Here is a 14,775-nt window from a genome sequence, read left to right on the forward strand (position 1 = left end):
AGTCGAACACGGTGAATGCCTTCAACACGGATGCGGCCGAGCCCCTCAGCAGGGCCGCCCTTTGAGACTACGGGTGAGTTTCCCCTCACTGTCAAGGCTGTCCATACTGTGAGCCGTACGTCTCAAGTCAGTTGACGCACAACCGGATGCCTGTTCCACTTGGCCCATGCATCCACAGCAGTGGCTGGTCAAGCGCTCCCACATCGACTTCGGTCGAGTGTGGTCCTCCTCCTGTTGAGCTGACCCCCTGCGCGCCCTGATGTCCTGGATCTCCTGATCCGTCGGGCGCCTTTCGCGTTTCTCCCCACGCTCTGCCTTCACACGCGCCCCCTCCCCTCACCCGGTGCTTCCTCGCTTTCTGTGTTCAGGAGACCGCACACGATGCGTACGTCCACGCGTGCCCGTAACCGCGTTTTCACCTCTTTTGCCCTGATTACCTCGGCGACCCTGTTCCTCACCGCGTGCGGCTCCGGCTCGGGCGACTCCACCGGCTCCGCCGCGGGCGTCGCGGCCAAGTCCGACGCGATCCCCACCACGGACGTCGTCTCGACCATCAAGAAGGACGCGGCCGCGGCCGAGTTGCTGCCCTCCGGCACCACCAGACTGTCTCTCGCCGTCAGCGTCGGCGGCCAACCGCCCGGCACCTCGATCCTGGACGACGGGAAGACCCTGGCCGGCCAGGACGTCGACTTCGCGAACGCGGTCGCCAAGGTCCTCGGCATCAAGCTCAAGACCGAGCAGGCCAGCTTCGAGGCGATCCTGCCGGCGCTCGGCAGCGGCAAGTACGACCTCGGCGTCGGCAACTTCGGCGTGACCGACGAGCGGCGCAGAACGATCGACTTCGTCACCTACATCAACGACGGCCAGGGCTTCGCCACCCGCAAGGACAGCAAGCTCTCCAAGGTCACCGACCTGACGCAGCTGTGCGGCCTGAACATCGCCACCGGCGCGGGCACCACCTTCGAGGCCACGCTGGAGGACAGCAAGCACCTCTGCACGGACGCGGGCAAGAAGGCGTACGAGGTGCAGACCTACAGCGAGCAGGGCGCGATCTGGTCCTCGCTCCAGCAGGGCCGCAGCGACATCGTGATGTCCACGATCAACGGCCTGCGCTACGCGGTCGCCCACCAGGACGGCGTCAAGTTCCTCAACGAGTTCCACCGCCTCGACGTCGGCTTCGCCTTCAAGAAGGGCACGAAGCTGGCCCCGGCCTTCCGGGCCGCGGTGAACGACCTGATCGCCAACGGCACCTACGCCAAGATCCTGAAGAAGTGGGGCACGACGGGCTCAGCGATAACAAAGTCGCAGATCTCCCCTCCAGAGCTGTAACCCACCCAGGGGCGCGGGGCTGTATCGATATGTGGCTCCGCCGCGTGGGCGCGACCAGCCACAGAGCACCCGCAGCCGCCATACGACACCCACCCCTACGGCGATCAGCAGTTACACCCACAGTCACACCCGTCACAACCACAGTCACACCCATCCCCGCAGCAGCTGCAACACTCACAGCAGTCCCCGCACCCACTGCAGTCCGCGTTGGCGCACAACCCTTCCCGCCGCTGCCGGCTCCACGGATCCTCGAACGTGCCGCAGCACATCTGGCACGTACAGGCCAGCCCCACCCACACCGCACACCCCGCGAGCAGCCCCCGCCGGTCCCGGCGCGGCGGCTCCGGGGGCGCGTACGGCGACGTGAGCCCAGCCCCGTGCCCGCACGAGGAGCCACCGAAAGCCCTGTCCACGGAGTTGCGCAGCTCATGCACGAGCAACACATGCACCAACTTCGCATCACTGAACTCCACCTCGCGCAACGCGAGCCGAATCCCGTGCACGGCGTCATCGGCAAGCCGCCGGGCCTCCCCCAAGGACGTCCCCGTGGCCGTCAGCGGATTCCACGCACCCGACGCCGCGTCAGTTTCCCTGTCCTCCACGGCGTCCAGCAGATGCGCCAGCCGTCCGAAGAGCCGCCCGGCCTCGGTGAGCGGCTCTGCATTGCCGGGCCGCCCCGCCAGGATCGCCGTATGCCCGAAGGCCGCCGCCGTCGCGGTCTCGGTCGGCTCGGTGACCGTCAGGATCGGCGTCCCGGGCCCGGCAAGGGCCTCGATGCCGAGCTGCCGGTCCACCGCGTCGACGAGTACGGCGGTGTCGAACCCGACGTCGAGACCGGTCCGTTCCCCGGCCCTGCCCCAGCTCGTCGCGACCCGGCGCGCGGCGAGCGCCACCGGCCTGCGGGCCAGCAGCCCGTCCCCGTCGGCGACATGGTCCCGCACCTTGGCCGAGGCCAGCACCAGCGAGACGGCGGCCGCGAGCCGCGCTCCCTCGCCCTGCGCGACAGAGGCGGTACGCATTCCGCGCAACGGACACGGCCCCGCCGTACGCCGCCCCGAGGTATTGCGTTCGGCCTGAGCCTCCGTCAGAACCGATATCAGCAAGCCGTCGTAGTTCGTCACGACGCGGGCGAACTGCCCGTGGTCCCCGCGCAGTGCGAGACACAGCCCGCACAAATGCGCCATCCACTGGGCCTTGAGACTTTCACCGAGCCGGTGACGGCAGGGCCTGACGATTCCGAACACGACGATCCCCCGTGGTCAGTGCGACGTTGAGCGGCGGCATCTTATCGACCGTCCGTTCACCCGTACGCCCCGCCCATCACCCATACGCCGCGAAGAATCATATTTCACTCACAGTCAGCAGCCGTATGGGACACGACCCTTGGGGTACCCGGGCTCTCGACGAATTCGCTGTGCACCAGTACCGTCACAAACCCCCCGCGCGGCGTCTATCCACATGGCGCGTCATCCGCATCATGGATGACCATAGGGATGCGGAAAGCAAGAAAGACCGCTGTGAGAGGAGGCGTCCATGGGATCGGTGCGCAAGGCGAGTGCCTGGCTGGGCCTCGTTGACGACAACGATGACGAGCGTTACTACGACGACGACGGCTACTCCGAAGGATCCGAGCCCGGGGAAGCCTGGGTCACCGACCCTCGGGTGAAGGTGGCCACGGACACGGCCGAGGAGAAGGGCCGTCGGATCGGCACGGTGACCCCGGACAGCTTCCGGGACGCCCGCGCCATCGGCGAGCTGTTCCGCGAGGGTGTCCCGGTCATCGTGAACCTCACCGCCATGGAGGCGGGCGACGCCAAGCGCGTCGTCGACTTCGCGGCCGGGCTGATCTTCGGCCTGCGGGGCTCCATCGACCGGGTGTCCAACCGTGTGTTCCTGCTCACTCCCGCCGACACGGAGATCGTGAACGGCGAGCCTGCCCAGCACCGCACGGACGGCTTCTTCAACCAGAGCTGAGGCAGGGCCGCTCACCGGCCCTGCCCCGCGCAGGGTTCACCGGAAGGCGTCGAGACCGGTGAGCGCCTTGCCCAGTACCAGCTGGTGCATCTCGACGGTGCCCTCGTAGGTGAGCACCGACTCGAGGTTGGTCGCGTGCCGCATGACGGGGTACTCGAGGGAGATCCCGTTGGCACCGAGGATCGTCCGTGCCGTACGGCAGATCTCGATGGCCTCTCGTACGTTGTTGAGCTTGCCGAAGCTGACCTGCTCGGGACGCAGGCGGCCGGCGTCCATGCGCCGCCCCAGATGGTGGGCGAGCAGAATCCCCTTGTGGAGTTCGACCGCCATGTCGGCGAGCTTGGCCTGGGTGAGCTGGAAGCCACCGATGGGCCGCCCGAACTGCTCCCGCGTCTTCGCGTATTCGACCGCGGCCTCGAAGGACGCCCGCGCCGCACCCATGGCGCCCCACACGATGCCGTAGCGGGCGTGCGAGAGACAGCTGAGCGGGCCCTTGAGCCCGACGACCTCCGGCAGTACGGCGTCCGCGGGCAGCCGTACGTCGTCGAGGACGAGCTCGCTGGTGACACTCGCCCGCAGAGACCACTTGTGCTTGATCTCGGGCGCGGAGAACCCGGGGCTGTCGGTCGGGACGACGAACCCGCGGATCCCGTCGTCGGTCTGCGCCCACACGACAGCCACCCCGGCGACGGAGCCGTTGGTGATCCACATCTTGCGGCCGTTGAGGACCCAGTCGCCGCCGTCCTTCTTGGCGTACGTCCGCATGGAGCCGGGGTCGGAGCCGTGGTCGGGCTCGGTGAGCCCGAAGCAGCCGATGACGTGGCCGGAGGCCATGCGCGGGAGCCAGGTCTGCTTCTGCTCCTCGGAGCCGAACCGGTGGATGGCGTACATGGCGAGCGATCCCTGCACGGAGACGAGGGACCGGATGCCCGAGTCGGCGGCCTCCAGCTCCAGACAGGCGAGACCGTACTGCACCGCGCTCGCACCGGCGCACCCGTACCCGCTGAGCGACATGCCGAGGGCGCCGATGTCACCGAGTTCACGGGCGAGTTCACGGATGCCGGGCAGCTCGCCCGTCTCGTACCACTCGGCGACGTACGGCAGCACACGGTCCGCCGCCCAGGTCCGCACGGTGTCCCGGATGGCGAGGTCCTCCGGGTCCAGCAGGTCGTCGATGCCGAGTGGGTCGGCGGGGTCGAACGGGGGCAACTTCGCGGACGCGGCCATGGGACACCCTCCGGCATACACGAAAACTAGCAGCGCTAGTTACAATTTCGGAGCCGACGTTACGACGCGGTGTCCCGCACGTCCAGTACCTCCACGTCCAGCACCTCCGGGTCAGGCCGAGACCCTGGACTCGGCGACTTCCCTGGGCGCCGGCAGCTCCACCGTCGCCGTGGCCTCGCCGCACTGCATGGTCCGCGGCAACCGCAACGCCATCGCTGCCCCCAGCAGCAACAACCCCGCACTCACGAGCAACGTGATGTGCAGCCCGTGCACGAAGGAGTCCCGAGCGGCGCGCCGCAGGGCCACCCCGGCATGTCCACCCAGCCGCCCGGCGACCTCGTACGCCTCCCCCAGCGAATGCCCCGCCGCCGAGGACGCCGACGCCGGCACGCCCGGCACGGACGTCAGACCGGGCGCGTACGCCGCGTTCATCACGCTGCCCAGCAGCGCGATCCCGATCCCCGCACCCAACTGGTACGACGTCTCCCCGATCGCCGCCGCCCCACCCGCCTGCGCCGGCGGAGCCTCGCTCAGCATCGACTCGTACGCACCGAACAGCGTGGTCTCCAGGCCGAAGCCCAGCAGCAGGAAGCCGAACAGCAGCAGCACCGCGTTGTCCGACCCGCCCATCGCGGTCAGCACCACCACGGCCACCGCGGTCAGACAGAACCCGGCACTCACCATCCGCCGCGGCCCGAACCGCCGCAGCATCCGTGCCCCCGCCAGCCCCGCCGCCATCGCGGCGATCGTCAGCGGCAGCAGCCGTAGACCCGTCTCCAGCGGGGACAGCCCCAGGACCAGTTGCAGATACTGCGCCGCGATCAGCTCGAGGCCCACCAGCGCGAGCATCGCCAGCACGATGCACCCCACCGACGTGCTGAACGCCGGCCGCGCGAACATCCGCAGGTCCACCAGGGGCTGCGTGAGCCGCCGCTGTCGCCGTACGAAGAGGACCAGCAGCACCGCGCCCACCACCAGCGGCACCGCGGTGAACGCGTCCAGCTCCCCGCTCCCGAGCCGCTTCACGCCCAGCACCAGGGCGAACAGCCCGGCCGCGGCCATCAGCGCGCCGACCACGTCCCAGGGACCGTCGCCGGCCCCCTTCGACTCGGGCAGCAGCAGCCGGCCGACCGGCAGGCTGACCAGCATCAACGGAATGTTGATGAGGAAGACCGAGCCCCACCAGAAGTGCTCGAGGAGAAAGCCGCCGAGCAGTGGCCCCACCGCCGCGCCCACCGCGGCCACCGCACTCCAGATACCGATCGCGAGCGCCCGCTCACGCCGGTCGGGGAAGACCTGCCGGAGGATCGACAGCGTCGCGGGCATGATCATCGCGCCGCCGACGCCGAGCAGCGCCCGCGCCACGATCAGCACCTGGGCACTGTCCGCGAGGGCGGCGAGACCGGAGGCGACGCCGAAGAGGCCGTACCCGAGGAGCAGGATCCGTCTGCGGCCCACGCGGTCGCCGAGCGTGCCGAAGAGGATCAGCAGCGAGGCGCAGACCAGGGGATAGATGTCGACGATCCAGAGCAGCTCTATCGCGCCGGGCTTGAGATCCTCCGTGACGGCGGGGACCGCCACGTGCAGCACGGTCGCGTCGACCGCGACCAGGAGCAGGCTCACGCAGAGGACGATCAGGACGACCCAGCGGTTGGCACCGGCCCCGGCCGCCCGACGGCGCAGCGCTGCGGCAGCCGTGGTCGTCCCGGACATGTACGTACCTCCCAGATGTTCCTCGCGATCGGCGGGCACACGGGGTGGGGACTCCCCATGATCTCGGCCGGAGAGGAGCGGTGATCTCCGGCCCGCGCAACGAAGGCGAGTGACACGTCAGCGTACGCGAGTTCGCGCCACGGCCTAGTGGCGGACCTCTCAGACTCCCTTCAGAACTCGTGTGGCGTACGCCACTCCCCCTCCCTCGCTCACACGCCCCGCCGGTCCGGCCGGTTCACCGGGCGGTCGATAATCGGCCCCGTGACCGATCTTGAGAAGCGCCCGGCCCTGCGCCGCGCGGCCCCGGCCCTCCTCGGGTACGCGGCCGTACGCGCCCTGGGGCTGCTCGTGCTGGCCTTGTGGAGCGGGGCGCAGGACAAGAGCGCGTACACGCTGCTGACGGCCCGCTGGGACGCGCTCTGGTACACGCGGGTCGCCGAACTGGGCTACGGCTACGAGGTGCGCCTGCCGAACGGCGACGTCCACTCGAACCTCGCCTTCTTCCCGCTGCTGCCGTGGCTGGAGCGGCTGCTGGCCGCGGTGACCCCGCTGTCGTACGCCGACGCGGGCTTCGCCGTCGCCCTGCTCGCCTCGCTCGCCGCGGCCTGGGGAATCTTCGCGGTGGCCGACCGTGTGTACGGCCGCAGGGTGGGCGTGTGCGCCGTACTGCTGTGGGCCGTTCTCCCCGTCGGGATCGTGCAGTCGATGGCGTACAGCGAGTCACTGTTCACGGCCCTGGCGGCCTGGTCGCTGTACGCGGTGCTGACCGGCCGCTGGGTGACGGCGGGCGTCCTGGCGTCCCTGGCGGGGCTGACCCGGCCGGTGGGGCTCGCGGTGGTCGCGGCGGTGTGGGTGACGGCGATTGCCTCTTTCGTACGAGACCGAAGCGCGGCCGGCGCGCAGGGCGCCCACGCCCCCGCACGCGCCCCCTCCCCCGCGGTCGGCTCGACGGCGACGGGCGCGCCCGCCTGGCGGCGCGCCCTCGGAATGGCGCTCGCGCCCCTGGGCGCCGCCGCCTACGTCCTGTGGGTCGGGCACCGCACCGGCAGGGGCCCGCTCGGCTATCTCGACGTCCAGGCGGGCTGGCGCAACGGCTTCGACGGCGGCTACGCCTTCGCCCGCTTCGTCGCCGACAAGTTCACGTCGTTCCCCTCGGCCCTCGCGGGCGTGGGGCTGATCGTCGGCGTCGGCCTGGTCGGCTGGCTGTACGTCGTCTGTGTCCGGCAGGGCCAGCCGCTGCCCCTCCTGGTGTACGCGGGTGTCGTCACAGCGCTCGCCCTGTGCGCGTCGAGCTACTTCGGCTCGAAACCGCGTCTGCTGCTGCCCGCCTTCCCCCTGCTGCTGCCCCTCGCGGCGGCCCTGGCCCGCCTGCGTACGCCCAGGTCAGCCCTGGTGGTGGGCGCTGTCGCGGCGGCATCGGCCACGTACGGGGCCTTCTGGCTGAACGGCTCCGGCCCGCCATGATCGCCTTCGGAGCACCGACGAGCACCGATGAGCGCCCGGAGAATTCCACCCCATGATTCGGTGAACGAATTCATAAGCGCCATAAAACCGCAACCCAGGATGATCAAAGGAATTGAAGGACGCGACCACTCGGATTTGCGGAATCATTGGAAATAAACCTCCCCCTGAGAGGAATCCCACATCACATCGTCATCACAAAGCCGCTGATTCGACGGGGAACTGAGCTCACTCGCTGTAACGTCGATTGGGTGCGTACCAAACGAAACCCCACCCGTCTGGACCGGGTGTTCGCCAGGCTGGACCGTGAGCCGGAACGACCGGCCCACCTCGACGTGCCGAAGATGAGCCGGCACCGGGTCGTGCTGCTCGGCGCGACCCTGGCCTTCTACCTGGCGATCGTGTGGCTCGTGGTGACCACCTCGTGGCTGGTCCGCCTCGACTGGCAGGTCATGTTCTTCCGGCCGTACCAGCAGTGGGCGGGGATCCACTGGTTCGTCGACTACTACGTGGTGCTGGGCCAGCGCGGCCCGACCGCGGTGATGGTCGCGTCCTGGCTGGGCTGGCGCTCCTGGCGGCAGCACACGCTGCGTCCGCTGCTGACGCTGGGCGCCGTACTGCTGCTGCTGAACATCACGGTCGGCGCGGCCAAGCTGGGCATGGGAAGACTCGGACCGCACTACGCGACCATCATCGGCTCGAACGAGATGGGCCAGGGCGGCGATATATTTCCGAGCGGTCACACCGCCAATGCCGTGGTGACCTGGGGAATCCTGGCCTATCTGGCCTCCACCCCGAGGGCTCGCCGCTGGCTGTCAGCCATCTCCGCGGTGACCTCCCTGGGCGTCGGCCTCGCCACCGTCTACCTCGGTACGCACTGGCTGAGCGACGTCCTGCTGGGCTGGGTCGCGGGTCTGCTGGTCCTGCTCGCGCTCCCGTGGTGCGAGCCGACGATCGCCCGCACCGAGGCCTACGTCTTCGACCTGCGCGACCGCTGGCGTGCCCGCGGCGGCACCACCGCCCCGGCACCGGTCACTCCGGTTCCGGCGCCCGCGCGGCTCAAGCCCCTCACGGCTCCGCAGAACGAGACGGCGGCCCGCGAGGCCATCTCCCCGGCCCCTGCGTCCCGGGCGCCCGTCTATCTGGCCCCGGGCCCGCACACGACCCGCTCGGAGCGCACGCCGGTCACCCCGATCGGCAGCCGCCGCCCGCCCCACCCGGACCGCATCGTGCGCGGCACGTCCGCGCCGGCCACCCGCCCGCTGACGGGCGGCTGACCAGCACGGACAGCGGGATCGGTACGCACATCCACCCGCACCGACGGCCCCGGTTCCTCGAAGGAACCGGGGCCGTCGTCATGCGTCAGCGGGTGGTGTCAGCCCTTCCAGGACCGTGTCACACGGCCGTCCTTCACCTCGAAGTTCAGCCGCCCCACGCGGTACTCCATGGTGATGATCGCCCCCGGCGGCAGCGAGCGCACCGTCGGCCAGCCCCGCTCGCGCGCGAGCCGCTCGGCCGAGGCGGAGTCGAGGCCGACATACGAGTCCGGGCTGTCGTTCGGTTCGGCGGGCGGTGTCGGAATGGGTGCCATACGGCCACGCTAGGCCCTGCCCGGCGGCCGGGGAAGCCCGGGCCCTGCACCCTGGGTCACGCATCCCCCTCCGGTCACACTTCTGTCACAGGATCACGACACACGTTTCCTTCGCACTGGGTCACACGGACGAGCGATTCCCTAGCCCTTCCGCAGGCATTCGAACGCAATTCCCGCGTGTCGCACCGCTTCTCCCAATGGCCCGCAAGAAGGCTTACCGAGAACCACCCGGAGGCCCCTTTGCCCGCCGATTCCGAACGGGTCCGCGGAAGCTGACATCGCATAGGAAATACACGGTTCCGGCACACAACCCCCTTACGCCCCCTGTCGCCGCGCACGACGGCGCGAGCATCATGGCGTGAGCCGAGCGAAGGGGCGAGCGATGGGGACGCAGACCGTGCAGGCGACGGCACGACCCGTGCGGACCAGGCAGCACGGTCGCGTGGTCGTCGACTGGCTGACCACCACCGACCACAAGAAGATCGGCCATCTCTACCTGATCACGTCGTTCCTGTTCTTCCTGGTCGGCGGTGTCATGGCGCTGATGATGCGCGCCGAACTCGCCCGGCCGGGACTGCAGCTGGTGGACAACCAGCAGTTCAACCAGCTGTTCACGATGCACGGCACGATCATGCTGCTGCTGTTCGCGACCCCGAGCTTCGCGGGCTTCGCCAACGAGCTGATGCCCCTGCAGATCGGCGCCCCCGACGTCGCCTTCCCGCGGCTGAACATGCTCTCGTACTGGCTGTTCCTCTTCGGCGGTCTGATCGTGCTCGGCTCGCTGCTCGTACCGTCCGGTCCCGCCGCCTTCGGCTGGTTCGCCTACGCACCGCTCAACAGCGCGGAACGCTCGCCCGGTGTCGGGCCCGACCTGTGGATCATGGGCCTCGCACTGGCCGGCTTCGGGACGATCCTCGGTGCGGTCAACTTCATCACCACGATCATCGGGATGCGCGCCCCGGGCATGACGATGTTCCGGATGCCGATCTTCGTCTGGAACACCCTGTTCACGTCGATCCTGGTCCTGATGGCGTTCCCGGTGCTCGCGGCGGCGCTGCTGGTCCTCGAGGCGGACCGGAGGTTCGGCTCGCAGGTCTTCGAGGCGGCCAACGGCGGGGCGCTGCTGTGGCAGCACCTGTTCTGGTTCTTCGGCCATCCCGAGGTGTACATCATCGCGTTGCCGTTCTTCGGCATCATCACGGAGATCATCCCGGTCTTCAGCCGCAAGCCGATCTTCGGCTATCTGACGCTGATCGGGGCGACGATGTCGATCACCGGTCTGTCGGTGGTGGTGTGGGCGCACCACATGTTCGCGACGGGCGCGGTGCTGCTGCCGTACTTCTCCTTCATGTCGTTCCTGATCGCGGTGCCCACGGGCGTGAAGTTCTTCAACTGGACCGGGACCATGATCAAGGGCTCGCTGTCCTTCGAGACGCCGATGCTGTGGGCGGTGGGCTTCCTCGCGACGTTCCTGTTCGGCGGTCTGACCGGGGTGATCCTGGCGTCACCGCCACTGGACTTCCACGTCACGGACTCGTACTTCGTCGTCGCGCACTTCCACTACGTCGTCTTCGGCACGGTCGTCTTCGCGATCTTCGCCGGGTTCTACTTCTGGTGGCCGAAGTTCACCGGGAAGATGCTCGACGAACGGCTCGGCAAGATCCACTTCTGGACGCTGTTCGTCGGCTTCCACACCACGTTCCTGGTGCAGCACTGGCTGGGCGCGGAGGGCATGCCGCGCCGGTACGCCGACTACCTGGCCGCGGACGGCTTCACCGCGCTCAACACCCTCTCGACGATCGGCGCGTTCCTTCTCGGCCTCTCGACGCTGCCGTTCCTCTACAACGTCTGGAAGACCGCCAAGTACGGCGAGAAGGTCGAGGTCGACGACCCCTGGGGCTTCGGCCGTTCCCTGGAGTGGGCGACCTCCTGTCCGCCGCCGCGGCACAACTTCAGCGCGCTGCCCCGGATCCGCTCCGAGTCCCCGGCGTTCGATCTGCACCATCCGGAGCACGCGGCACAGGCTCCCCGGCCCGAGCCAAAGAGCGAGCAAGCCGGTCGCGAGCCGTCCTGATCGCCTCGGTCAGTTCGGCCGGCTCCAGCACCTCGAACTCGAAGCCCATCAACATCACGTGGATCACCATCACGTCGAGGCTCGCGGCTCCGGTGCGCAGGATGCAGGCGCCGTCGCCGTCGGCCTCCAGGGTCCCGGCGGACGGCGAGACGCGCTCGGTGGCCTGCTCGATCGGCACGAGCAGCCGGACGACCGCGTGCGAGGCGTACGCGCGCGTGGAGACGCCTCGCGAGACGTAGGCGGCGAGGTCCTCGGCGGGCGGGGTGCGCGGGGCGAAGCGCGGGCCGTGCGGCGGCTTCGGGGTGATGCGGTCGACGCGGAACGTACGCCAGTCGTCGCGGTCGAGGTCCCAGGCGACCAGGTACCACCGGCGCTCGGTGCACACCAGGCGGTGCGGTTCGACGCTGCGGCGGGTGGGGGTGCCACCGTGGTCGCTGTACTCGAAGCGCAGGCGCTCGCCGTCCCGGCAGAGGTGGGCGAGTTCGGTGAGGACGGCCGGGTCGACGGCGGAGGGCTGGGGGCCGCGGAGCATCGGCACGGTGAAGGCGTTCAGGGCGCCGACGCGGCGGCGCAGCCGGTTCGGCAGGACCTGCTCCAGCTTGGCGAGGGCCCGTACGGAGGTCTCGCCGATGCCCTCGATGCCCTGCCCTGCGGCCGTGCGCAGCCCGACGGCCACGGCGACCGCCTCGTCGTCGTCCAGCAGCAGCGGCGGCAGCTCGGCGCCCGCGCCCAGTTGGTAGCCGCCGCCGGTGCCGGGGCTGGCGTTGACGGGGTAACCCAGCTCGCGCAGCCGGTCCACGTCCCGGCGCACGGTGCGCGGGGTGACACCGAGGCGGTCGGCGAGGTCGGCGCCGGACCATTCACGGTGGGCCTGGAGGAGCGAGAGCAGGCGCAGGAGTCTTGCGGAGGTCTCCAACATGACCCGAGTCTGCCTAACGATTCGGGGGTACGTGTTCCTGGGCGGCTGCGGGGGGTTCGTTGTGGCTGGTCGCGCAGTTCCCCGCGCCCCTTGAGGGCGTTGGCCTCACCCGGCATCGGATGCTGAGGTTCCCCTGCCGGGTCCGGTAGGGGACTCGCTCGGCGAGAGCCCGCAGGTCCATGGCGCCCGGGGCGAGGCGCCGCGGCTCCTCGTCGGCCACGCACGCGTACGCGTCCCAGAGGCCCTCGGGGAGGGCGACGCTGCTGGGCAGGGCGGCGCGCAGCCGGCCGTCCGCGACCGGGGCGAGCGGCAGCCGGACCTCCTCGTGCCCCTCACGGCGGCGCAGCACCAGATGGACCGCTCCGCTCGCCCCGCCGGCGGCGACGTCGAAGGTCAGTCCGCCCGCGGAGTCGGCGACGCAGTCGGCGCGCAGCGGTGCGACCCGCGGAGGGGGCATCGTCATGCGGTGGAGATCCTCCCGTGGCCTGTGTTGTCCCGTTAGACCGCCATCCGGGCCATTTGGTTGCCTGTCACCGCTCCCTCACTTCTCCGCCACTGCTCCCTCACTGCTCATAAGGCAGCTGCGGCACGTCGAAGCACGTGCTGTTCATGTCCCCCTGGGAGACCCAGCCCCGGCCGTCCTCCCAACGCGCCACCGACAGACAGGTCCTGCGGGACTCCGGCGGCTCGGCCAGCCGCTCGAAGCGGACCGGGACGAGCAGGCCGCCAGCGGTGTATTCCTCGCTGCGGTTCATGAAGCCGTCGACGCACGCGCGCGTGATGCCCGTCTCCGCTTCCGCGCAGGACTTCGCCGCGTCCGTGAACCACATCGCGGCCGCCCACCCCTCCAGCTGCCACTGGGAGTGCGTCCTGAGGCCCTTGGTCGCGTCCCGGAACTCCCGTACGGCCGCGTGGTCCGTGTCCTCGTAGTCGCGGCTGGACCCGGTCGCCCACAGGGCGTTGCGGCAGCGCGGGGCGTCCTTGTAGTCGTCCGGGACGGTGGACGTCCAGTTCTGTACGTTGGTGACCTTGGCGGTGACCTCGACGCCGGCATCGTCCATCGCCTCGCACAACCGGGCGTTGCCATGGCTGTCGATGGCGTCGAGGACGAGGTCGGCGCCCTGCTCCTTCAAGTCGGCCGCGACGGCACGGAAGTTGGGCAGCGCGAAGTCGACCTGCTCGCTGACCACCCGGTAGCCCTCGGCCTTCAGACCCTGCTCGACGAGCCGGGCGTAGGCGGCGGACGCGGCCTGGTTGTAGGAGACGACGGCCGCCGTACGAGCCCCGTGCTCGCGCTTGAAGTAGCGGTAGACCTCGGTGCCGCCGTACTGCTTGCCGCCCCAGCCGGTCGTGCCGTTCCGTGGCGCGAGGCTGCCGTAGATGCCGTACAGGTGCGGCCAGGTGTCGTAGGCGGCGCCGATGGGCTGGCCGCCGATGTCGGGCACGCGCGCGTGGGAGACGCGGGAGGCGCCCGCGTAGTCGAGGGAGGTGGTGGCGACCAGGGCGACCACCTTGTCCTCGTCGATCAGCCGGTGCACGCAGGTGTTGTTGCCGACGCCGCTGCCGCCGTCGTCGCACTCACGGACCTCGACCCTGCGGCCGTCGATGCCCCCGCGCGCGTTGAGACGCTCGAAGTAGGCCTTGGCACCGTCGCGCGGGCCGGTGAAGGCATTGCCGCCGACCGGGCTGGTGGCGCTGGTGATGACGCCGACCCGGATCGGGGCACCGCTGTCCTGCGAAGAAGTTGCCCGGTCACGGCCCTCGAAGTCGCTCTCCGGCAACCGGCTGCCGCACGCCGTGCCCACCGCGAGCAGCAGGACCGCGGCGACGGCCTCAGCAGCCCGGAAGGGCCGACGCCGAGGCATTGCCGCTCAGTTGGACCAGCGCGCACAGCGTGGAGACCGACACCTTCCAGGTGCCGTCCTGTTCGACCGACGTTCCCGAGGCGTCCGGCAGCGCGGTGGCCCCGTTCAGGAGCAGTGTGTACGTCACGGTCGCCTCGGTCGGCTCGGTGAACTCGACCTTGGTGACCTGCGCCTCCACCTGCCCGCCCCGCTGGTCACCGCTGAAGACCTGGAGCACCGGGCCCATCTGGTCGCCGTTCTCCAGGACGGCCTGCTTGTCCTTCGTGGAGGTCTTGGGGTCGAAGAACTTCTGCCAGTTCTCCTTGATCTCCTTCTCGGCCGCCGCCTGGTCGGCGGGCCCGCTCGTGGACGGGCTCGGCGTCGGCTCCGTCCGTTCCACGGAGGGTGTGGGCGGCGTGCTCTCGCTCCCGCCACCGCTGTCGTCGCTGCAGGCCGTGAGTGATACGGCGAGGGCGAACACCACCGCCACCAGCCCTCGGCTGCCGTTCCCCCACTTGCGGTCGCTCCCGAGAACCATCTGGCTCACCACCGGGTGTCGGTCCGGGCCATGAGCGCCCGGTGCTTTCAGGGTCAGCTTCCAGAAGGCATAGTGCAAGTCCATTGGCGGACTTGGGAAGCAGTC

General features: G+C 69.7%; 11 protein-coding genes and 2 pseudogenes. 5 read left to right on the forward strand and 8 right to left on the reverse strand.

Annotated features, from left to right (window positions below; genetic code table 11):
• The first annotated feature begins 381 nt into the window (after positions 1-381).
• The gene (locus tag IG08_RS0129130; protein WP_030608760.1) at positions 382-1,329 is read left to right on the forward strand and encodes an ABC transporter substrate-binding protein; all 948 of its coding nucleotides are present in this window, start codon (positions 382-384) and stop codon (positions 1,327-1,329) included.
• A gap of 104 nt (positions 1,330-1,433) precedes the next feature.
• On the opposite strand, the gene IG08_RS0129135 is transcribed toward IG08_RS0129130, so the two are convergent.
• On the reverse strand, positions 1,434-2,573 hold the full coding sequence (locus IG08_RS0129135; RefSeq protein WP_030608762.1) for a DUF5685 family protein: 1,140 nt from the start codon (positions 2,571-2,573) through the stop codon (positions 1,434-1,436).
• Positions 2,574-2,862: 289 nt separating this feature from the next.
• Here IG08_RS0129135 and IG08_RS0129140 point away from each other — a divergent pair, with 289 nt between their 5' ends.
• Positions 2,863-3,303 carry a cell division protein SepF gene (locus IG08_RS0129140; RefSeq protein ID WP_030608766.1) on the forward strand — a complete coding sequence of 147 codons (441 nt, stop codon included), beginning with the start codon at positions 2,863-2,865 and terminating at the stop codon, positions 3,301-3,303.
• 36 nt (positions 3,304-3,339) lie between these two features.
• Here IG08_RS0129140 and IG08_RS0129145 read toward each other — a convergent pair whose 3' ends face one another.
• Together IG08_RS0129145 and IG08_RS0129150 are read right to left on the reverse strand one after the other, a co-directional pair.
• On the reverse strand, positions 3,340-4,530 hold the full coding sequence (locus IG08_RS0129145; RefSeq protein ID WP_030608770.1) for an acyl-CoA dehydrogenase family protein: 1,191 nt from the start codon (positions 4,528-4,530) through the stop codon (positions 3,340-3,342).
• 111 nt (positions 4,531-4,641) lie between these two features.
• Entirely contained in the window at positions 4,642-6,243 is a 1,602-nt protein-coding gene (locus tag IG08_RS0129150) for an MFS transporter (protein ID WP_030608772.1), read from the reverse strand.
• A gap of 261 nt (positions 6,244-6,504) precedes the next feature.
• On the opposite strand from IG08_RS0129150, the gene IG08_RS0129155 reads away from it, so the two are divergent.
• Positions 6,505-7,707: a glycosyltransferase family 39 protein gene (locus tag IG08_RS0129155; protein WP_030608776.1), complete on the forward strand. Its 1,203-nt coding sequence runs from the start codon at positions 6,505-6,507 to the stop codon at positions 7,705-7,707.
• 248 nt (positions 7,708-7,955) lie between these two features.
• Positions 7,956-8,981 (forward strand): phosphatase PAP2 family protein, encoded by a 1,026-nt coding sequence (locus IG08_RS0129160; protein WP_030608779.1) that lies wholly within the window; start codon positions 7,956-7,958, stop codon positions 8,979-8,981.
• A 98-nt stretch (positions 8,982-9,079) separates the two neighbouring features.
• On the opposite strand, the gene IG08_RS0129165 is transcribed toward IG08_RS0129160, so the two are convergent.
• Positions 9,080-9,295, reverse strand: coding sequence for an I78 family peptidase inhibitor (locus IG08_RS0129165; RefSeq protein ID WP_030608782.1), 216 nt, complete (start codon positions 9,293-9,295; stop codon positions 9,080-9,082).
• Between the two features lie 382 nt (positions 9,296-9,677).
• Between IG08_RS0129165 and ctaD the strand changes: the two are divergent.
• Positions 9,678-11,249 (forward strand): annotated as a pseudogene (ctaD, locus tag IG08_RS0129170) (aa3-type cytochrome oxidase subunit I); the annotation flags it as partial.
• Here the strand turns inward: ctaD and IG08_RS57490 are convergent.
• The 4 genes and pseudogenes from IG08_RS57490 to IG08_RS0129195 form a co-directional block, all read right to left on the reverse strand.
• Positions 11,248-12,288, reverse strand: a complete 1,041-nt coding sequence (locus IG08_RS57490; RefSeq protein WP_078655796.1) for a helix-turn-helix transcriptional regulator — start codon at positions 12,286-12,288, stop codon at positions 11,248-11,250. The pseudogene ctaD and the gene IG08_RS57490 overlap by 2 nt on opposite strands.
• 103 nt (positions 12,289-12,391) lie before the next feature.
• Positions 12,392-12,751 (reverse strand): annotated as a pseudogene (locus IG08_RS0129185) (hypothetical protein); the annotation flags it as partial.
• A gap of 100 nt (positions 12,752-12,851) precedes the next feature.
• On the reverse strand, positions 12,852-14,153 hold the full coding sequence (locus tag IG08_RS0129190; RefSeq protein ID WP_030608793.1) for an ABC transporter substrate-binding protein: 1,302 nt from the start codon (positions 14,151-14,153) through the stop codon (positions 12,852-12,854).
• Positions 14,122-14,682: an MTB12 C-terminal domain-containing protein gene (locus IG08_RS0129195; protein WP_043455480.1), complete on the reverse strand. Its 561-nt coding sequence runs from the start codon at positions 14,680-14,682 to the stop codon at positions 14,122-14,124. Before IG08_RS0129195 ends, IG08_RS0129190 begins: the two co-directional genes overlap by 32 nt.
• Positions 14,683-14,775 lie beyond the last annotated feature (93 nt).

The sequence above is a fragment of the Streptomyces fulvoviolaceus genome (assembly GCF_000718165.1).
Classification (GTDB): domain Bacteria; phylum Actinomycetota; class Actinomycetes; order Streptomycetales; family Streptomycetaceae; genus Streptomyces; species Streptomyces fulvoviolaceus.